Here is an 18,769-nt window from a genome sequence, read left to right on the forward strand (position 1 = left end):
ACTTGGTCAGCTAGCTGGTTTGTACATCCTAGAGTTTGGTCTCCCCTGGGATAGCGACAATGAAATAGTAACGTGTGTCGGGCCAGTCATTCAGTTGACCTGATTCTGCGGAGGTTCCATCTGTATAGACCATTCCATAAAGAACCTGACTTCCCCATATACTATCATAGAAATACGCATACCCATCAGATAGAACGGGTTTTACTCCATATTCTTTTTGAACGGGGTGTCCGAACAGAAACGTAATATCTTTGTTGACCGCTTCCTTGGAGCTGTCCAGATCTGCTGCCCACATCACTTTTTTAATATTATGGTAGATTTCGTAGTACGTTACTAAATCCCCATATACAACGAAATAGCGATCCGACTTTCCTTTAGGAAAATAATAAGTTACAGACAAAGCCTCATCATCAGCGGTCAGTTGATAGGGTTCGCTTTCATCGACCGGCATTTGCATGGCAGCTTTTCTCGAAATTACCAGGTCACCGCTGTTAAAGTTTTTTACAATAGCTGCACTGGCGCTTTCCTGAATCCAGACTGTTTTTGTTATAGCATCTACTTTCACGCTGGCACCTAGCGCCTCAGCAATGAATCTTAGCGGTACAGTGACTCTGCCTTCCACAATCTTTACGGGAGCGTCCAGCGGTACAAGCTTGGAGTTAACCGACACCATCCATTTACCGGCAATAAGCTCAATAATCGTAGCATCTCTTGTTATTGTCGCTTTCTTTGCTACAGCATCCCACTGAATAACCGTATTATTAAAACTTTGAAAAACCTTAATCGGCACCATTGTTCTGCCAGAAACCAGCAATACTCCATACTCGACACTCGAATTATTTACCATAATCTTAAGATTTGAAGCTGCAACCGCCGAACCGATTCCGCATAAGGAAAAAAGCATGAATATCAAGAACTGCAGTCCTGCCTTCCGGATCATTGTGTCATCCCCTCAATATCTTCACTTTCTAAAATAATTCTCCAACGCCCGCTGCGCCCGATACTCTGACACATTAAAGGACGGCCAGCTCCGTTCCATTTGCCTCATATCCCCAAGTTTCTCTTGCAGATAGGGGTCCAATATCCCCTCCGCATTACGACTAAAGCTGATTAAGGTAGGAATTGCTTCAGACGACAGCCTAGACAAATATGCGGCATCTATATTACTGCTTACTTCATATCGGTCGATATTATTATTCGCGATAATAACGTCCATTCCTATATAGTTCATAACAACATAGGAAAGCAAGCCGAGCATAATATAGCATTTAGCCAGTGGGAACTCCTTCTTGCTTATCCGTATTGCGGCGAGACACAGCAGCAACGCCAGAAAGATCATAAAGGAATGAACCAGGAAACGAATATACGTGTATCCATAGGCTTGTTCATAAAGCGTCAGCCGCGTGTAGGCAGAATATAACATCACTGTGGAACAGCCGGCCAGCACATACAGCAGGACATTGATGATTCTGTGCAACAACTGATTGCTCTTTCCGCTGAAAAGTAGTGCCACCATCAGAATCACAAAATTAATCGCCGTTACCATAATTAACTCGAAGAAACCACTCCGGGCATAATCCGCATAGGAACTGTCGGCAGGCAGCACACCCTCCCATGCACCGAACAAATAAGAAAATTGTACAAATACGAACAGCACATAAACCGTATTAATAGCGACGAGTATAGTCGTTATGATCACCGGATCGACTTTAAAGGTTATCGGCTCCAGTTCAAGCTCGCTCTCGTTAGGCTGCGGCAAGGTCCAGTTATAAATCTTCGAATCTACAAATCCCCATACTAAGCCGAAGAAGCCCAGTCCCAGCATAACAACCCAGAGTACCCGCACAACTCCTTCACCAAACGAAATTCGGTCCAGTAAGGTAGGAAATTCATCCAGTATATGCTTGAATACCCCATCTGCCGATGAGAGCAGTGAAATCACAATCAGCAGCAGCGGAAAAGATATAGCCAATCCAATCAGCACTTTTATCAGCACCTGTTTGCGTTCATCCTGCAGTTTGCGCCCGCTGGTTCTTTTGATAATCGTTAATACGGTGTTCCAATGCCTTAGAGTCTGCGGAAAAAAATGCTCCAGGGCATTGCCAATAATTCCGATCCGACTCCAGGAAGGCCGCTTGTCACTAAGCAGGTAAGTCATATGTAGTATGATCAGCACTGGGATCACCAACAAATTCAGCCCGAAGAAAAACCAGTTATGAAATAAGGCATTCGTCAAGGAAAGTAGAGCGATCACTCCTAGTAAAGTATAGCTGAATCCTGTAGGCTTGCGTATCTTATCCTTGGCATAATACAGCATAAAGACGTAGAACAGACTCACAAAGATGGGATAAGATACGCCCGCCATTTTCCCATAGAACAAGTACTGATGAATAATAGCCAATAGAAATGCAGCAATTAAGGCGGATACCGGCCTAGATCTAGCTTCATCGGTCATGGTAAATACCTCCATTTTATTACTTTCTATTCCTTATTCTAAATGATAAAATAAGAAAATAAAGAGAAAGAAATTTTGAGATATTTCCTATTTTAGGAGAGGGGCTATCCCTATGAAGCTGCACAGCCAATTTTTGAAGCTTCACTCCCACTATGGACAAGCAGCAGAAATCTCTGTCACTCTGGATGAGCTGGCTTTGGTCTTGAACTGCACACACCGCAATGTACTGCATATTATCAATAAAATGGTCGAGCAAGCTTGGATCACCTGGACTCCAAGACGCGGACGCGGACACCGCTCTATGATGGAGTTCCTTGTTCCCTCTGAGGAGATTGCCCTGCAATCCATGATGCAGGCCATTAGCCGTCAAGATATTCAACATGCCATTGAAGGCATTAAGACACATGCCCGTTCTTCTGCGTTGCAGGATACGCTGCAGGGCTGGCTGCTGACCTATTTTGGACACCATTCCGAGATGCGCAGCGATAAGCAGATTGATACGCTCCGGTTGCCAATTACTCAGCAACTGCACAGCTTTGATCCTCTGTATATGAATCTGCTGGCGGAATCCTTTATTGCCAGTCACGTATTTGACGGGCTGGTAGCGCGGAGAGGCGAAGAGGACAAGATTATACCAGGTCTTGCACATGCCTGGGAGGTGGATGAGAGCCGCACGGTTTGGACTTTTTTTCTGCGCAAGGAGGTCCTGTTCCATCACGGGAAAGTGCTTGTGGCTGAGGATGTTGTCTATTCATTTCAGCGGCTGATTCTAACGTCACAACGGACTTTGTATAGTTTTATTTCCAAGGAAATTCAAGAGGTGTCAGCGCTGGGCCACTCTGTGGTTCGGATTCAGCTTAAACAGCCGAATGAGCTTTTTCTCCCCTTCTTATGTACTAGCCGGGCTGCAATTGTGCCGCGTGAACTGGAAGGAATGAGTGAACTCAGCTTTGGCCGCAGACCATTGGGTACAGGACCGTTTAAGGTGGTCGAGATGAATGAGGACACTTGCGTGTTGGAGGTGTTTCCGTATTATTTTCAGGGACGGGCTCACTTGGATCGTGTAGAAGTCATCTATGTTCCGTGGGATATTGAAGCGGCTTCAGCAGACAACGGTGCAGCCTTTCATGTCATCCAGAATCCCTCCTCAGCTGACCCTTCCTCCTGGAGCCGGATTCATTCCGCGTCCTCCATCCGCAAATTTGTGACCTGCAACACCAAAAAGAAGGGGCCGCTGAGCGATCCCTTCCTGCGGGCGAAGATTATATCCTGTTTACAAGAAGAATCCATAAGCATCATAGAATTTGAAAAAGTCGCTGAACAGCCATTTTCCCTGCAGATTGCCACGATCCCACAGTACGCTGGAGATGCAGATTACATTGCTGCAGCCCTGGCAAGGCATGGTTATGCCTGCAAGATCGTCACCGTCTCCCCAGAGGAATTCAAAGGCTCAATCCGGCTGGAATCCGACTTTATCGTCTTTTCCCTATTCCGCGATCAAGATGAGCAGCTTCGGCTGTTCGACCTTTACCTGACTTTAGCCCAGCATATCGAGCCCCATACCCGGATGGATATCGAAAGCAGGCTAAAGCGGATCGCACGCGAGCCTGACCCACAGGCTAGAGCCGCAGGCTTCAAACAGATTGAGTGCCGTCTGACGAGTGAACATCACCTGCATATTTTGTATGAAAAGCCTACCCAAACTGCCTATCTGCCCTCCGTCCGCGGCGTAACCTTCAACAGTCAAGGCTGGGTTGACCTGCGCCATGTGTGGTTTCCGCCGCTTTTATAATCTACCAGGCAGACTATCCATAAGCCCCTTGCCGATTAGATTTGCCGAGACCGGCGTCTTTCCAACTTCTCTGGCCCAAATGGACAATTGCCCCACATGATGTATTTCATGGGCAATCACATGCCGCATCACTTCACCCCAAGCATCGGTAACCATCGATCCATCCGGACGGCGGTCCTCAAATATCTTCCGCTCCAATCCTTCATTCCAGGCCCTTACAAATTGCTCTACCTCAGGCCGGAAGGTTGCATCCAGATCACGTACCTTTTGCAGATTGCGGTACTGCTCAAAGTCCTCCTGAAAATCAGGCTTCCCCTGAATAGACATGATCCAGCTCCACTCCACATCGGCAATATGGAACAGCGTCTTCAGAATCCCGCCGGCTCCGCCTGTACGGGGCTTTAATAGCTCTGCTTCAGGCAAGTTCTCACACCACTTATACCATTCCTCGCGAACCATCCAGTTATAGCGAAACAGAGTCTGCATGTCATTCCTCCATTAAGTGATATTTTCCTGTGCTTGTTCTGTGCTAATAAAAGTATACTCCAGATCATTGCAAAGAAGACAAAATCTCCGAATCCACTCTGGTCTGCATGAATCCGTTGAACTCATTAAGCAATTGGGATACATCATACCTATTGTCAATAGGATTCAGGGATGAGAGGGTTACAGGGGAATAGCTTAGTACGAATAAATATCCGTCCAAATAGAACACTTCTGCATTCTCCAATTCCTCGGGAACCCTCAGCGGCTGAAAGGGATGTTTTGTAAATTTGCACCAGTACGCATAGAAGTCCAACTGATCCTTGTGATGCTCATCAATTTTAACTTGCAGCGCGGACAGGAAAAGTTGCTGGGGATCTTCTATGTACGCCTGTCTCAACGCAGCAGCTTCATGAATATGATGCGCCACCGGAGAGATATTTGCTGCAATGGAATCAATCAGCAGAATTTCTTCTTCCTTTAACAGAGCTTCTGTCTCCAAGACAATCAGAACCCCGTCCGGTTCGACACTAACCACCTGATCCCCATGCCTCTGGTTGCTGAAAGACAGCGGACTGATTACAAAACCATTACTGTCCCCCCAATCCTCGGGAAGCGGTTCTCCACACAAAAGAGCTAAGCTGTCCGCGGTGAAGCCGTACTGGGTCTCACCTTCTCGGCAAGCTTCCACCAGCTTTGCAGGCAAATCCATACTCCGCAGATTGTCACCCATGCCTATGCTATCGACAATCTCCAGTCTGCCTCTCTTACGGAAACAAATAAATGCCTTGCGGATACCGAAGGCAAATTTCATTGTTTTGAGCGTAAGGTAGCATAAATCCTCCAATGTAGTGCAATGCTTAATATTTTTAGTGAGTTTGTTAAGATTGATGAGCATATCCAGCTTATTCTGGGCGTTTTTCTTCTGCCAATCCAATTCCTCAAACAACATACTGTTATTCACTGCTATGTAAGTAGAGGTAGCCAGAGACTCAATCACCTCGAAGAGTGAAGCATCGTAGGGTTTGCCCTGGACAGAAGCTCCAAGCGTGACAAGCCCCATGATCTGGCGATTGCCGACAATCAGGACAATGTATTGCGCCTCAAGACGGTGGAACTGTCCCCCATCCACAAAATACTTGTTGATCAGAGCAGCATCCTGCTGGATATGCAGAACAACGGGTCCATCATATTGAGTTTCCCTCAGCTCCAGCTCGATGTAAAGGGAAGTGAAAGAAGTGACATTGCGGTAACCTACTATTTTGATTTTACCAATCTGGGAATCATATAAACCAAATGAGGTGACCTGACTCATAGAAAGTTCACTGAATACGTCAGTAGCCAGAGCATGCAGCTTGGTTAGGTTCAGCTCAGACAAAAGCGCCTTGGAGCTTTGATTAATGGTGAACAGATTGAATATTTTCTGATCCAGCAGAGCATTGCTTTGCTGCAAATCTATAAAATGCTTGCTATTCTCCATAGAATTATTGATCAGCCGCATCAGCGTACTGGCGATAATCTTGTCATCATGAAGAATTTCCCCGATGATTTTGCCGCTAGAAATAATAAATCCATACAATTGGGAATCGATCATCAGCGGAATTAACAGACCGATCTGGAAATCCTCAATCACCTGCTGCTCCAGATAGAAAGCAAAATCAGACCAGAGGCAATTGCCGTGATGAGTCACCAAATGGTTGAGCTGCTCTGTATCATCTACCTCATACTCGTCATAGGTGTACAACCGCTTTTTGCTAAGTATAAACTTCTTGTCTTTGCGGATAAATAAGGCCGACTCGTTAAGCGTTAAAATTTCATTGACGAATTCAAAGGAGAATTCCGCCAATTGCTCCTGGCTGAAGCGCTGCGTAAAAAAATCGATAGCCAGAATCAGGCTTTCAAAACGGTAAAAAACCGGATCGTCATTCACAGTCCAACCACTCCTCTATTCAATGTGCAATCGGTTATCATTTACAAAGAAAAAACCGGCTGTAGTATGCTCAATCCTTTTCTCAACTTCCTTGAACTGCAGTATAGTTTTGGGATAGGCTTTGCTGAAAATCCCCACTTCTCCTTCACCGCGGATTTTCAGTACATTCATAATCGTATTCCGCCTTTCTTCCAGATTCTGCAGGCGGATACCAAGCTCATTACGCTTCTGAAATTGAAGGCTGTAATTCAGCAAATCCTCAGCATCCAGCTTGTTTATATAGAGGCCGTACAAATCGATCTCACAATCTACCTTATGTATTTCATCCAATGTATCCTTATAGAGTAACAGCAGAGCCTCAAGATCTTTTTTGACCTGGTTTCGGTTGAAACCCCATACCCGAATAGTGGTCGGCCGCTCCATTTCATTGCCTGTAGTGGAGGAGGTTACCTTCAATTCCGCTTTGACTGTGCCTCCAATAATTTTGCCATGTTTTTTATTGAGTAGTACCTTTCGTGCCGTCAAGGTACATCCTATGGAATAATCCTGTATGTATAGATCATTACCTGCCTGTATGCGACAATCATTAGCGCTTTTGACATATACATCCTTACGCGCCTGCACTTCAGTCTGTCCTTTGCCGAAAATACCGCCCCGAATATAAATATTGCCCTGCTCGGAAATAATCTGCTCAACCGCTCCGATTCCTGCTTCGCCCCAAATATAAATATCTTCTGTGGCAGTTACGGAATAACGGTCGTGAACAGTCCCGGAAATTTTGACGCTACCCTCATACTTAATATTTCCCGTTTCCAGCCCAACATCGCCATGAATTCGCAAGCAGTTAAGGACAGCGATTCTGCCATTTCTCCAGTCTGCTTCGCCATGAATCAAGGCCCTAAGCACAGTGCGTCCATTCTCCTGCTGCTCGGCAATGGTGCGAGGGTCATAATGAAGCTGCTTGTCTTTGCCTTTCTGAGCCAGGAGCAGATTGCCCCGGACCGTGTATCCGGAAGTACCCTCCGTCGGTGGGAGGTACTCTCCCATCCAGTCCCCTACTTTCACTTCATCCACAAAATTCATATCAAAAAAATCTGCTGTATCCTCTTCCGTAATCTGCGGGCGAACTGTTGACATATCATAATAACGAACCCGCGCGTCCTCACCGTTCACTGGACTTCGTCCTTCTGCAACCGCAAATGGCTCATTAAGCAGCCAGGGGCCCTGCAGTGCATCTGCCAAATATCCTTCGTTAATTCCTTGCTGCTGCATGGCCTCAATGATTTGGGAATGGAGGGAATGGCTTGTTTCCTGTAGTTCCTGATCTGTAATATGGAGCCTGGCTTGAGCAACCATCTCATCCTTGGATATTATGATTTCTATCTTGGGCTTCAGATAACCAAATTCAATCGGCTCATGGAGGGGAGCTTCTAGAGCCTTGCTCAAAGAAGCAAAGCTGCGAATACTGACACGGGGAAACTGGTTTAATATGCTTTGAAAATCCTTTATGAGATAACCGCCAGCAAATGAATGAATATATACCCTGGTTTCTTTGGTAAGAAGTATAAAATAGTCGTTTCTATATATCTCCATCTATATCTCCTCCGTAGTTGTGAGAAGTTTTACAGCTTGTGGTTATGCTTGATCAACCACTAGACTACTTAAGTGTACACTTAATTTTTTAGTGAAATGTCAAGACAACCTTTTATAAGTATACAGGTTGTGTAAAAAATCCGATTTATCTAGGCAGTTGCTCCAACATAAAAAAACCATAGACTCCAGAGTATCTGGAGCTACGGTTTATTAGATATTCAGCCTTATCTAACTAAGCATGCATTTCAAGTCAAGCCCGCGAGATTACAAATTCATATTCGATAATCCCATCAGACGACACACGATATTCAGGATGCACCGGAGCCCCCCAGCTATCATCCCCGCCGACACCCATCTGTTCTCTAGCTACGGTAACCACCGTATAATGAACAGGCGGCAATTCGTAATGATGATAGGCATTTTCCAGTTCAAAAGCTGTATAAGGAGAGATGCGGCATTGCAGCGGCTTCGCAGCCAGAGCACTGATGACAATCCCCGCTCCATCCTCATTGGTAATGCTGACCCGACGGACACCCGTACGATTGCCGGATTCCTGTGGTACGACATAGCCGGACAAGCTGTCGGCAGCAGTGTTACTGAATTCCCCAAGTCTTGCTCCGTGAGAGCGGTCGTTATAATTCTCTTCCGGCCCAAGAGCAAGCCAATTCAGCTGGTTGTAATCTGCCGGGATTTTGAAGGATAAGGCAAAGATCGGAAGCTCGGGCAGTCCTGCTGTTCCCTCATACCGGGATTTAACAACTATGCTGCCGTCCGAAAGAACGGTATAGGCCACAGTCACCTTCGCATCCGGGCTGATGTTCAAGCGATAATCGAACGTTACCGTTGCTTGACCCGCCTCTTCCAGCACCTCAATATTTATACATCTCGGCAGCAGACTGGCTGCATACCAAGCCCCCGCATGAAAGCCCAGTGCGGTTCCTTTATCATTATCGGTAGTAGCTCTCCAGAATAACGGTGCAGGTGGATAAGCAATCAGCTCTTTGCCAGAGTAGCTCAGAGAAACAAGACTGCCTGCCCCTTTGGAGAACAGGATACTGAAATCACGGCCTTTTACACCGATATTTACATCTCCATGCACAACCCGCAACACTTGGGTACCCAAGTTGGCAGAAGCAGTCGTTGCTCGATCGATTCCGCCAGCAATACCAGCTTCAACCGTAAATATCTTTTGACCAAAAGCAATCTCATGTCCAGCATCTGCCCACAGTGTGCGCTCTTTAAGCCGCAAAGACGTGTTGATCCAATACTCGCCCGCTGCAGTCAACCCGCCCAGATTAAGGGCTACGAATTGCTCACTTTGTGCTGCCACCTGTATCTCTAGTATGCCGCTGTCCAGTTCACCGCGCTCATTATGCAGGCTATAGTGCAGATCATAGTGATCTGTTCCCTGAAATAAACCTTCATTTCGCAGCGTCACACCGGTTTGATCCGGCATAAGCTTAATATCCTGATAAAGGAACTTCACCTCCTGCATCTTGGGCGACAGCTTGCGGTCCGCGTATACGATCCCATCGGTACAGAAGCTATAGTCCGTGGGACGATCGCCGAAATCACCACCAAAGGCTAGATATTCCTGGCCGTAGCGGTCTTTTGCCATCATTGCCTGATCAATGTAATCCCAGATGAATCCACCTTGATATAGGGGATACTTCTCTTCCAGCTCACTGTATTTATGCATTCCGCCCAGCGAATTGCCCATGGCATGCATATACTCACAGCTGATAAAAGGCTTCTGTGGATCATTCTGCAAATACTCTTCAATACTCTCCACCTTGGCATACATGCGGCTTTCCATATCACTAGTGTCATTATATCTGCGATCATTAAAGACCCCTTCATAATGGACAAGCCGGCCCGGGTCGATCTGCTTAAAGTATTGCGATACCTTATAAATTACCTCTCCACCAAAAGATTCGTTGCCGCAGGACCAGATGATGATCGAAGGATGGTTCTTGTCCCGCTCCACCATCGACACCGCCCGATCCATCACAATGTCCAGCCACTCCGGCCGATCGCCGGGGATTACCCAAGAGGGCTCAATGGCGCCAAGCTTTTGCCAGGAACCATGCGTTTCCAGATTCATCTCATCGATGACGTAGATCCCGTACTCATCACACAGTCCATACCATTCCGACTGGTTCGGGTAATGTGAGGTTCTCACAGCATTAATATTGTTCTGCTTCAGAGTCTTAATATCCCAAAGCATATCTTCCATGGTGACCGCCCGCCCTCTTCGGCAGTTGAACTCGTGTCGGTTCACCCCTTTAAATACGATCCGCTTGCCATTAATACTCATGATCTTATTCAGCATTTCAAAAGTACGGAAGCCCACCCGTTGCGGAATAGCTTCGATTAACTCTCCCGCCTCATTAAATACATGAATAAAAAGTGTATATAAATTAGGAATTTCCGCGCTCCATAGCTCAGCAGCACTAACCTCTATAGATAGTGCTAAGGGTTCCCCTATCCACTTGGCTTCCACAACACCAGCAGACTGACCTGCCGGGTTCAATAGATTCAGCTTAACGCTTCCGGCGGCGACTTGCCCAGCCAGATCCAAACGGATCTTTAGCACTCCATCCCTGTAGGATGAATCAAGCTCCGTGCGCAGAAACAAATCTCTCACATGGATCTGCGGAACCGTATACAGATAGACCTCGCGAAAAATCCCCGAGAAACGCCAGAAATCCTGATCCTCCAGCCAGCCGCCCGTACTGCGTTGATACACCTCAACCGCAAGCCTATTCTCTCCCTCCTGCCGTACAAAAGGAGACAAATCAAATTCCGCTGGAGTGAAGCTGTCTTCGCTATAGCCTACAAATTCACCATTCAGCCATATGTAAAAAGCCGACTCTACGCCTTGAAAAGAAATATATAAGGGTTTGTCCTTCAGTTGAGCAGGCACCACAAATGACTTTACATAGCTGCCTACCGGATTATGATCTTTCGAAATATGTGGCGGTCGGAGTGTCTCATGACCATCCCACGGATACATCGTATTGGCATATTGCAGCTGGCCGAAGCCTTGCAGTTGAATATGACCGGGTACAGCAATATGTCCCCAGCCCTCTGTGGAAAAAGTCTCCTGATAGAACTCGGCAGCCCGGCTGGCCGGATTCACCGCATAGCTGAACTTCCAGCTCCCATTCAAACTATGGCGCAGCGCCATGGGCCCGCCCTTTTCAGCCTCTTGTACAGTCTCATAATATTTATGGTCCGAGTGTGCTTTCAGTCGGTTCACCGCAAATACATTGACATCCTCCAGCCAGTCCAGGCTGGGCACGATCTCTGTCACTTGAATTCCCTCCTTTTGTCTAATACTAATAAGTGAAATAAGCCTTTTCGTCTTTAGGTTGCTGTACATTAGCGAAGCGAAGCTTGCTAGAAATCTAAGAGAAATATATATAACCTCAAAAGAATTATAGCTTGGCATAAAGTCAAAAAGGAACGAAGAGGAAATTTGAAACTGTAGAAGCGTAGCGTTCGCCTTTATCTTCGGATTTCGACCGCAAAAGCGGTTCAATCAGGAAATCCGAAGATAACAGCGATCGTAAGTCCAAACTTTCCTAGCAGTGAATTTCTTTGACTACGGTTCCATAGCAGTAATTCTTTTTGTCAATTATTTCGAATTAGTAATTTCTAGTAGCTAAGCAGCCCTTACAGCAATCTAACAACGACCCCGCTTATTTTACCGAACCAGTCATCCCAGCCACAAATTGCTTCTGCATCAGGAAGAACACCAATGCTGTCGGGATCGTGCCGATTACAATCGCAATCAGGATCATCCCATAATCCGGCGCATAACCCGAGCCGAGCGTCGAGATCAGCAGCGGCATAGTTTTCGTCTGTGGCGTTTGCAACACAATCAACGGCCACAGATAGCTGTTCCAGCTGGACATAAACGTAATGATGGCTCCCGCCGCATAGGTTGTCTTCATCGTTGGCAGATAGATTCGGAAGAAGATGCCCAGTTCACTAAGGCCATCTATCCGTCCCGCTTCAAGCAGCTCCTTCGGAAACATTTTCGTGCTCTGCCGAAAGAAGAAGATCAGGAACGCGGTTGTCACCGTAGGCAGAATCACCGAGGCCATTGTATCAATGCCTATCCCTGGAGCTACATTGGAGATACTTGCGAACATCCGATAGAGCGGTACCATCATCGCCGCAAACGGAATCATCATGGATAACAGCAAAATATTGAATACGATATCCTTTGTACGGCTGCGGAATACCTCAAAGCCGTAGCCTGCCAGTGACGCTATAAGAAGGGCGAGCACTGTTGTCGTAAGCGAAATTTTGGCTGAATTGAAAAGGGAAAGCTGAAGATCTGTCGTTTCCACCAGCTTCTGGAAATTCGCCAGCAGATGGGAACCGGGTAGTAAGCGTCCGCGAGTTACATCTACAGACTTATTGGTGGAGCTGATCACCATCCACAAGAAGGGGAAGATGGAGACAATAGCTATGATACTTAAGAATAGATAGGTAAAGAAACGTTTGCTCTTAGCCATTTTTATCACCTGCCACTTTGAACTGGAGGAACGAAAGCAAGATGATCATGATAACGATCGAATAGGAAACCGTAGCCGCATACCCGAAGTCAGCTGAATATTTAAAGGACAGATTGTAGATGTATTGCGAGATCGTAAGCGTAGCATTTCCCGGTCCACCCTTCGTAATGTTCATAACCTCATCAAACAACTGCAGCGTACCGATCGTTGAGGTAATGGAGGTAAACAGGATGATCGGCTTCAACAGCGGCACGGTAATACCAAAGAACTGCCGTGTTGCCGAAGCCCCATCAATTCTGGCTGCCTCGTATATAGAATGGTCAATATTTTGCAGAGCGGACAGATAAAAAATCATATTGTACCCTGTCCAGCGCCACGTAATCGCGATAATGATTGTGATTTTGGCCCAGAAAGGATCAGTTATCCAGCCTATTGGTGTATCGATCAAATGCAGATTTAATAACATTGAGTTCACAAGGCCATCACCCGCGAACAAATACTTAAATACGATAGAATAAGCAACAAGCGAGGTCACGCAAGGCAAGAAGATCGCTGTCCGAAAAAACCCCTTGAATTTCAGCTTGCTGTCATTCAGCAGCACCGATATGAAGAGGGCCAGAATAATCATTACTGGTACTTGAATCAATAAATAAATGAACGTATTCTTGACGGCTGTGATGAACATTGAATCATCGAACAAGCGGGTATAGTTACTGAAACCAGTAAATTCAAGATTACTTCCTGTACCGGTCTGAAAGGACATGATTAAAGCCTGCACCATCGGATAGAAATAAAAGATAAAGATCATTACGACGGATAACAGGACGAATGTCCATCCGGTTAATACGCCTTTGCGGCGGATGTTAAGGTTAGAATTGGCATTTCTCACATCGGCCCACCTCCTTAAATATAGGTATGAATAAACCTTGGACGCACCGCTAGGAGCAGCTGGTTACGCCCAAGGTTTGCTGGTAATTATTTTATCTGCGATTCAGCCTGTGCTTGTGCATCACCAAGCACCTTATCAATATCCTTGCCGTTTAGATAATTTTGCATTTCCACAATCAGAATGTCCTCTATAGCGTATGTGTGCACACCATAGTTTACACTTGGAATTTGCTCAGTCCAGGCTGCAAAGTCGGAAACAATCTTTTGTCCGCCGAAGAACTCGCTGGCCTGACTGTAAGCTTCGCCGCTAGCAGCTGCTTTAAATGTACCGATGACTCCGATATCTGTTAGCAGCGTTTGATACATTTCTGAATCGGAGCCGAAGGTTGTTGCCATAAAGTCAGCAGCTGTCTCTTTGCCATCCACATTCATGACGTACCATGAACTACCGCCGAGATTGGACGCATGAACCGATTTATCATTGCCCGGCAGAGTCGGGTATGGAGCGATTCCCCATTTACCGGATTGAGAAGCTTCAGCAGTAATCGAAGGAGATATCCAGTTGCCGGTTGGCACAGATGCAACATCTCCGCTATTCAGCGCGGCGACGAATTGGCTCCAGTCCGCATGAACGTTAGCTACATCGGCTTCCATCATCTCTTTATAGATCTCGAAGGCTTCCTTCAGCGCTACATTACTTGCGATATCAGGAGTCTGGCCGTCTTCTGACAAATACCATGAGCCTGCAGATTGAATCATCGTGCGGATCAGGCCGAGGTCATTAGGGTCTAGTGTAATCAGGGCTTTACCCGTTTTCTCTTTTATCTTTTTACCAATTTCGATGTATTCTTTCCAATCAATGTCCTGCAGATCGGCCAGCTTGTAGCCGGCTTGCTCCAGATAGTCCGTTCTGACATACAAACCAGTTACACCAGAATCGAAAGGAACTCCATATTGCTTGCCGTCAAGGCTTGTCGGTCCGCTCTTGTAATCCGCAAAATCTGCACCCTTAATGGAGCTGCTGAGATCATAGAAAGAGTCTTTATAGGACTGTAGGAAACCCTGCGCCCGATAATCCTCGATCAGCACGACGTTCGGCAAACCTTTTGTAGTGCCTGAGTTGAGGCCGGTATTCAGCTTTTGAATAATATCACTCTGGGCATACTCGACGATATTAATCTTCACATCGGGATTAGCAGCCGCATATTTCGCCTTCGCCACTTCAAGTGCAGCAATATTAAAGGCTGGGTCCCATGCCCAAATCGTGATTTCCTTGGCCTTCTCAGCCCCCGTGGTTCCTGCTTCCGCATTGTTTTTGGTGTTCGAATTTGAACCGCAGGCTGTTAGCATGATCATGCAAATCAGTAATAACACAAAGCTCTTTTTCATTTGCTTGCTCCCCTTTAACCGTTTTGTGTTGTTGAAAGCGTTTTCTATTTACATGAATATCTTATCATCGCCTCCATAGAGATCGTTAGAAATTACTTTATACGGATTAGTCATTATATCGCCACATTGTAAGCGCTAACTTTATAACATTTGTTCTTTATTTAGAAATTGGTATTAATTTTGGCTTGAAACCAATATTAACGGCAAGCGAATTTTTATTGCGGTCCCTTCATTTATATTGCTCACTACCGTAACTCCATATTCCTCTCCATATAAAAGTATAATTCTATCATGTACATTCTTCATCCCAATGCCAGTGAACAGCTGACGTTTGCTCTCCGCCCCGGGCAGCTCTGTGTGACCGTTATCCATTCCATCGCCGTTATCCACAACCTCGCAAATTAGCGAACCGGCATCCTGGGAGATCAGCACATGGATATAGCCCTCAGTTTTCCGATTAAAGGCATGGAAAAAAGCATTCTCAATAAACGGCTGAATAATCAGCTTAGGTACATAAAACTCCGTGCAATCTGGCGAGATAAAGAAATTCACTCTGATCCGCTCTCCATAACGCACATGGTTAATAAACACATACGACTTCAGATTCTCCAACTCCTGCATCACAGTGATCGTCTCACTAACGTTGCTCAGGGCATTTTGCAACATCGAGATCAGAGCATGAATCGTCTGCACCGCCTTCTCCTTGCTGCCTTGCTGAACCAGAAAGTTAACCGAAGCCAACGTATTATACAGGAAATGTGGATTTATCTGGTGCTGTAATGCAGCAAGTTCAGCATTGCGCTGTTCTTTTTGCGTGTGTACAAGCTTGTCCACGTAATCGTTTAACTCATCTAGCATATAGTTATAGGCATGACCAAGCTCCTGGAACTCGAAACTCCCGGTAACTGTAATATAATTGTGGAAATTGCGTTCCGTGATTTTCGACATTTGCCGGGTGAGCAGGGTCAACGAGCGGGTCAGCCTTCTGGAAATTAAAAATACAACAACCAGCGCTACCAGCACGATTGCCGAACAGATCAAAGCAACCATTTTGCTATCCACCATCTGGCCTAAAGCTGTCTTTTTGTCGATCAGGTTCACAATATAGAAATCATAAGAAGACAGATAATCTGCCAGCACAATCATGTCTTTACCTTTGAAATCTACGTTTACATAATCCAGTCCTTTGCTCTCAATTTTCTGCGCATAACCCAGTAGATCATCTGCTTGCTGTCCAAGCAGTTCTGCACGATTGCTGGAAACAATCTGCCCTTCTTTATTGAGTATAGCTACATCGTTGCCCGTACTTACAAAGCTCGCATAAAAAGTATGGAAGTTCTTTTCCTGAATCGTTATATACAGCGTCCCATAAATATCTCCTGTTGTCCGTTCCATTAGTGCCTTGCTTGCTACAATTTCTGCCTCTTGCTTGGAGGACACCGTGCTGCTCTCCTGGTAGAACTGATACATCAGTCTTTTGGGTTCAGCCAGTGTATTTAACGTCAGCTTATGATTTCTCAGCTCATTGTCAGTCATCAGCAGGTTGTTCGTATTGGTGGAAAAGCTGCGTCCATTTTTCCCCATAATCTTGATACCGACCTGATAGGCATCCACATTGGACTGAATCTTTTTCATCTGCGTAGTCATGTTGTAATAGGTTCTCAGCACCCGCAGGGAATTGGAATCCTCCTCGGTCAAGAAACTCTTAATCGTGCCACTGAGACCTGTATTATTGGTTGCCGTCACAATCGAGTAATGAAAAGATTCGAAGTTTGCTTTAATTTGGTTGATGACCTTAGAGTTTGTAATGCTGAAGGTTTCCATGAACAGCCGCTCCGACATACGGACCGTAGTCCACGAAGCGGCAATGGCCACAGCAACAATGCTGAAGACCATAACGATAAATATTTTGATAAACAGGCTATGAAACTTGTAGCGTTCCCAGAATCCTCTCATGCGCATCTCCTACTCCTGACTGTAATATTGCCTTCTATAGCCGCTTGGTGATAATCCTGTATATTTCTTAAACACTTTGCAAAAATAGCTGTGATCCCCGTAGCCGACCATACTACTGATCTCCGAGATTGGCGCCTCACCCGCACGCAGCAGCTCAGCTGCTTTATCCGTTCTGATTGTATTCAGATGCTCTTTGAAGCCTTCTTTGTTGTGCGCAGTAAACAGACTCGACAGATAAGAAGGATTAAAGTGGAAATGACGGGCCAGCTCGGTTAGGCTAAGCGGCTCAGTATAATGCTCATCGATGTAATCCAGCAGCTTCTTCATGTTGACAATACTACCCGGAGATTGAGTCAAGGAAGAGGTCTGATCCTGAACCTGGTCCAAAAAAACTCCCAAAATCCCTATCGCTTCATCCGCAAATTTAGCTTCATCGATTGCCCGAAACAGTGCATATTTCTGCTCTTCTAGGTCCTTAATATGGCTGAACTGATTGGTAACATTAAAGATAATATTGCCTAAAAAAGATTTGAACTGAAAGATATCACTTTCATAATGGTGAGATAATGAAGTCACATACTGTCTCAGCTCCGTGAACGCTTCCTCCAGTTGCAGACGCTTGAGCTGCTCCGTGAACTGGGTCAGATTAAATTTTTCAGGCTCGGCCTCCTGTGCCGGAAGCTCGCTGTGGATTAGTAATACCTCATAAGGGAAAAAGAAACGATATTGTTGGAGTTTCACATGGCTCTCCTGATACACCCCTGCCGCCTCGCTAAACTGCCGGAATGCCTGGCTAAGTGTAAAGCGCAGCTCCGGCTGGCTCTCGACAACAGACTGCGAGAATGATTTAACCGCCTGAACGGTTTCAAGCCACCTTTTCTCCTCTAGGTTAAGCAGAAATACAATTCCCTCCTGCTCTCCTGAGATCGTATGCTGTACGAGACCTGGAACATTCTCCTTAAGCATCGTTTCTATACTTTCTCTAAACTGGTTCACGTAATGCCTATCCTTAAGCACTGAACGGTTAACCTCACAGCCGAGAAAGCTGAATAGTTCATGCGGAAACTGTAGCCTAACAAAGTCCGCATCCACCTGAATTTCGTAACCGGCTACAAGCCTGCTGAGTATTGAATCTACCGAAAGGTTATGATCCTGCGGTGCTTCCATTGATTCAAGACCGGGAATTCGGCCTCTTGTCTTTCTTAATACCTGAAGCAACGCTTCTGCCTCCAGCTTCGGTTTCAAAATATAGTCAGCCACTCCGTTCTGAAAAGTAGAGCGTACATAGTCAAATTCACTGAAGCTGCTAAGCACAATGACCTCCATCTCAGGATGATCCCGCTTCACGAGCCGTGTCAATTCCTCACCATTCATCACCGGCATCACGATATCGGTGATCACAATATGTGGCTTCTCTATCTTCAGAAAGTCGAGTGCCTCCTGCCCGTTCGAGGCTTCCCCGACAATTTGAAAGCCTTCCCGCTCCCAGTCCAGCAAGTATTTGATCCCCTGCCGAACCAATATTTCATCATCCACAATTAGCACCTTGCACAGTTGGTTCACAGTTAACCCCCGCCTTCTTTAATTAAGCTTTACACACGTTCAACCCATGTTGGGATTATAGTGCGCTTTCGTCTGGAAGGTCAAATGCTTATTACCTGACATAAGAAGAAACGGCTTCCTGTCCTTTATGGAAGGTAGCCGTTTCTTCGAGAAATATAAGGATCATCTATAAGGTTAAACATATAAATTCT

12 protein-coding genes are annotated in these 18,769 nt (G+C 45.9%); 1 reads left to right on the plus strand and 11 read right to left on the minus strand.

Annotated elements, in window-relative coordinates:
* Positions 1–28: 28 nt before the first annotated feature.
* Positions 29–940, minus strand: a complete 912-nt coding sequence (locus GJB61_RS06385; protein WP_154117629.1) for a copper amine oxidase N-terminal domain-containing protein — start codon at positions 938–940, stop codon at positions 29–31.
* A 21-nt stretch (positions 941–961) separates the two neighbouring features.
* Complete coding sequence (locus tag GJB61_RS06390; RefSeq protein ID WP_154117630.1) at positions 962–2,455, minus strand: DUF4153 domain-containing protein; 1,494 nt, start codon at positions 2,453–2,455, stop codon at positions 962–964.
* Positions 2,456–2,567: 112 nt separating this feature from the next.
* Between GJB61_RS06390 and GJB61_RS06395 the strand changes: the two genes are divergently transcribed.
* On the plus strand, positions 2,568–4,247 hold the full coding sequence (locus tag GJB61_RS06395) for an ABC transporter substrate-binding protein (RefSeq protein WP_154117631.1): 1,680 nt from the start codon (positions 2,568–2,570) through the stop codon (positions 4,245–4,247).
* Here the strand turns inward: GJB61_RS06395 and GJB61_RS06400 are convergent.
* The 9 genes from GJB61_RS06400 to GJB61_RS06440 all read right to left on the minus strand — a co-directional run bounded on the left by GJB61_RS06400 (position 4,242) and on the right by GJB61_RS06440 (position 18,578).
* Positions 4,242–4,733 (minus strand): DinB family protein, encoded by a 492-nt coding sequence (locus tag GJB61_RS06400; protein ID WP_154117632.1) that lies wholly within the window; start codon positions 4,731–4,733, stop codon positions 4,242–4,244. The two genes, GJB61_RS06395 and GJB61_RS06400, sit on opposite strands and share 6 nt — an antisense overlap.
* 64 nt (positions 4,734–4,797) lie before the next feature.
* On the minus strand, positions 4,798–6,660 hold the full coding sequence (locus tag GJB61_RS06405; protein WP_154117633.1) for a GAF domain-containing protein: 1,863 nt from the start codon (positions 6,658–6,660) through the stop codon (positions 4,798–4,800).
* Positions 6,661–6,675: 15 nt separating this feature from the next.
* Positions 6,676–8,253 (minus strand): DUF342 domain-containing protein, encoded by a 1,578-nt coding sequence (locus tag GJB61_RS06410; protein ID WP_154117634.1) that lies wholly within the window; start codon positions 8,251–8,253, stop codon positions 6,676–6,678.
* Between the two features lie 250 nt (positions 8,254–8,503).
* On the minus strand, positions 8,504–11,569 hold the full coding sequence (lacZ, locus tag GJB61_RS06415) for a beta-galactosidase, LacZ type (RefSeq protein WP_338115687.1): 3,066 nt from the start codon (positions 11,567–11,569) through the stop codon (positions 8,504–8,506).
* Positions 11,570–11,957: 388 nt separating this feature from the next.
* The gene (locus GJB61_RS06420; protein ID WP_154117636.1) at positions 11,958–12,782 is read right to left on the minus strand and encodes a carbohydrate ABC transporter permease; all 825 of its coding nucleotides are present in this window, start codon (positions 12,780–12,782) and stop codon (positions 11,958–11,960) included.
* On the minus strand, positions 12,775–13,671 hold the full coding sequence (locus tag GJB61_RS06425; protein WP_338115688.1) for a carbohydrate ABC transporter permease: 897 nt from the start codon (positions 13,669–13,671) through the stop codon (positions 12,775–12,777). Before GJB61_RS06425 ends, GJB61_RS06420 begins: the two co-directional genes overlap by 8 nt.
* A gap of 86 nt (positions 13,672–13,757) precedes the next feature.
* Positions 13,758–15,059, minus strand: a complete 1,302-nt coding sequence (locus GJB61_RS06430) for an ABC transporter substrate-binding protein (RefSeq protein ID WP_154117637.1) — start codon at positions 15,057–15,059, stop codon at positions 13,758–13,760.
* Between the two features lie 174 nt (positions 15,060–15,233).
* Complete coding sequence (locus tag GJB61_RS06435; RefSeq protein ID WP_154117638.1) at positions 15,234–17,015, minus strand: cache domain-containing sensor histidine kinase; 1,782 nt, start codon at positions 17,013–17,015, stop codon at positions 15,234–15,236.
* Between the two features lie 9 nt (positions 17,016–17,024).
* A complete protein-coding gene (locus GJB61_RS06440; protein ID WP_338115689.1) occupies positions 17,025–18,578 on the minus strand; it encodes a response regulator in 1,554 nt (517 codons plus the stop codon).
* Positions 18,579–18,769 lie beyond the last annotated feature (191 nt).

The organism is Paenibacillus monticola (assembly GCF_009664975.1).
Classification (GTDB): Bacteria; Bacillota; Bacilli; order Paenibacillales; family Paenibacillaceae; genus Paenibacillus_AQ; species Paenibacillus_AQ monticola.

Coding starts and splice junctions, on each gene's coding strand:
- GJB61_RS06385 (WP_154117629.1), bottom strand. CDS start 940: ATGATCCGGAAGGCAGGACTGCAGTTCTTGATATTCATGCTTTTTTCC.
- GJB61_RS06430 (WP_154117637.1), bottom strand. CDS start 15,059: ATGAAAAAGAGCTTTGTGTTATTACTGATTTGCATGATCATGCTAACA.
- GJB61_RS06410 (WP_154117634.1), bottom strand. CDS start 8,253: ATGGAGATATATAGAAACGACTATTTTATACTTCTTACCAAAGAAACC.
- GJB61_RS06420 (WP_154117636.1), bottom strand. CDS start 12,782: ATGGCTAAGAGCAAACGTTTCTTTACCTATCTATTCTTAAGTATCATA.
- GJB61_RS06400 (WP_154117632.1), bottom strand. CDS start 4,733: ATGCAGACTCTGTTTCGCTATAACTGGATGGTTCGCGAGGAATGGTAT.
- GJB61_RS06395 (WP_154117631.1), top strand. CDS start 2,568: ATGAAGCTGCACAGCCAATTTTTGAAGCTTCACTCCCACTATGGACAA.
- GJB61_RS06390 (WP_154117630.1), bottom strand. CDS start 2,455: ATGACCGATGAAGCTAGATCTAGGCCGGTATCCGCCTTAATTGCTGCA.
- GJB61_RS06435 (WP_154117638.1), bottom strand. CDS start 17,015: ATGAGAGGATTCTGGGAACGCTACAAGTTTCATAGCCTGTTTATCAAA.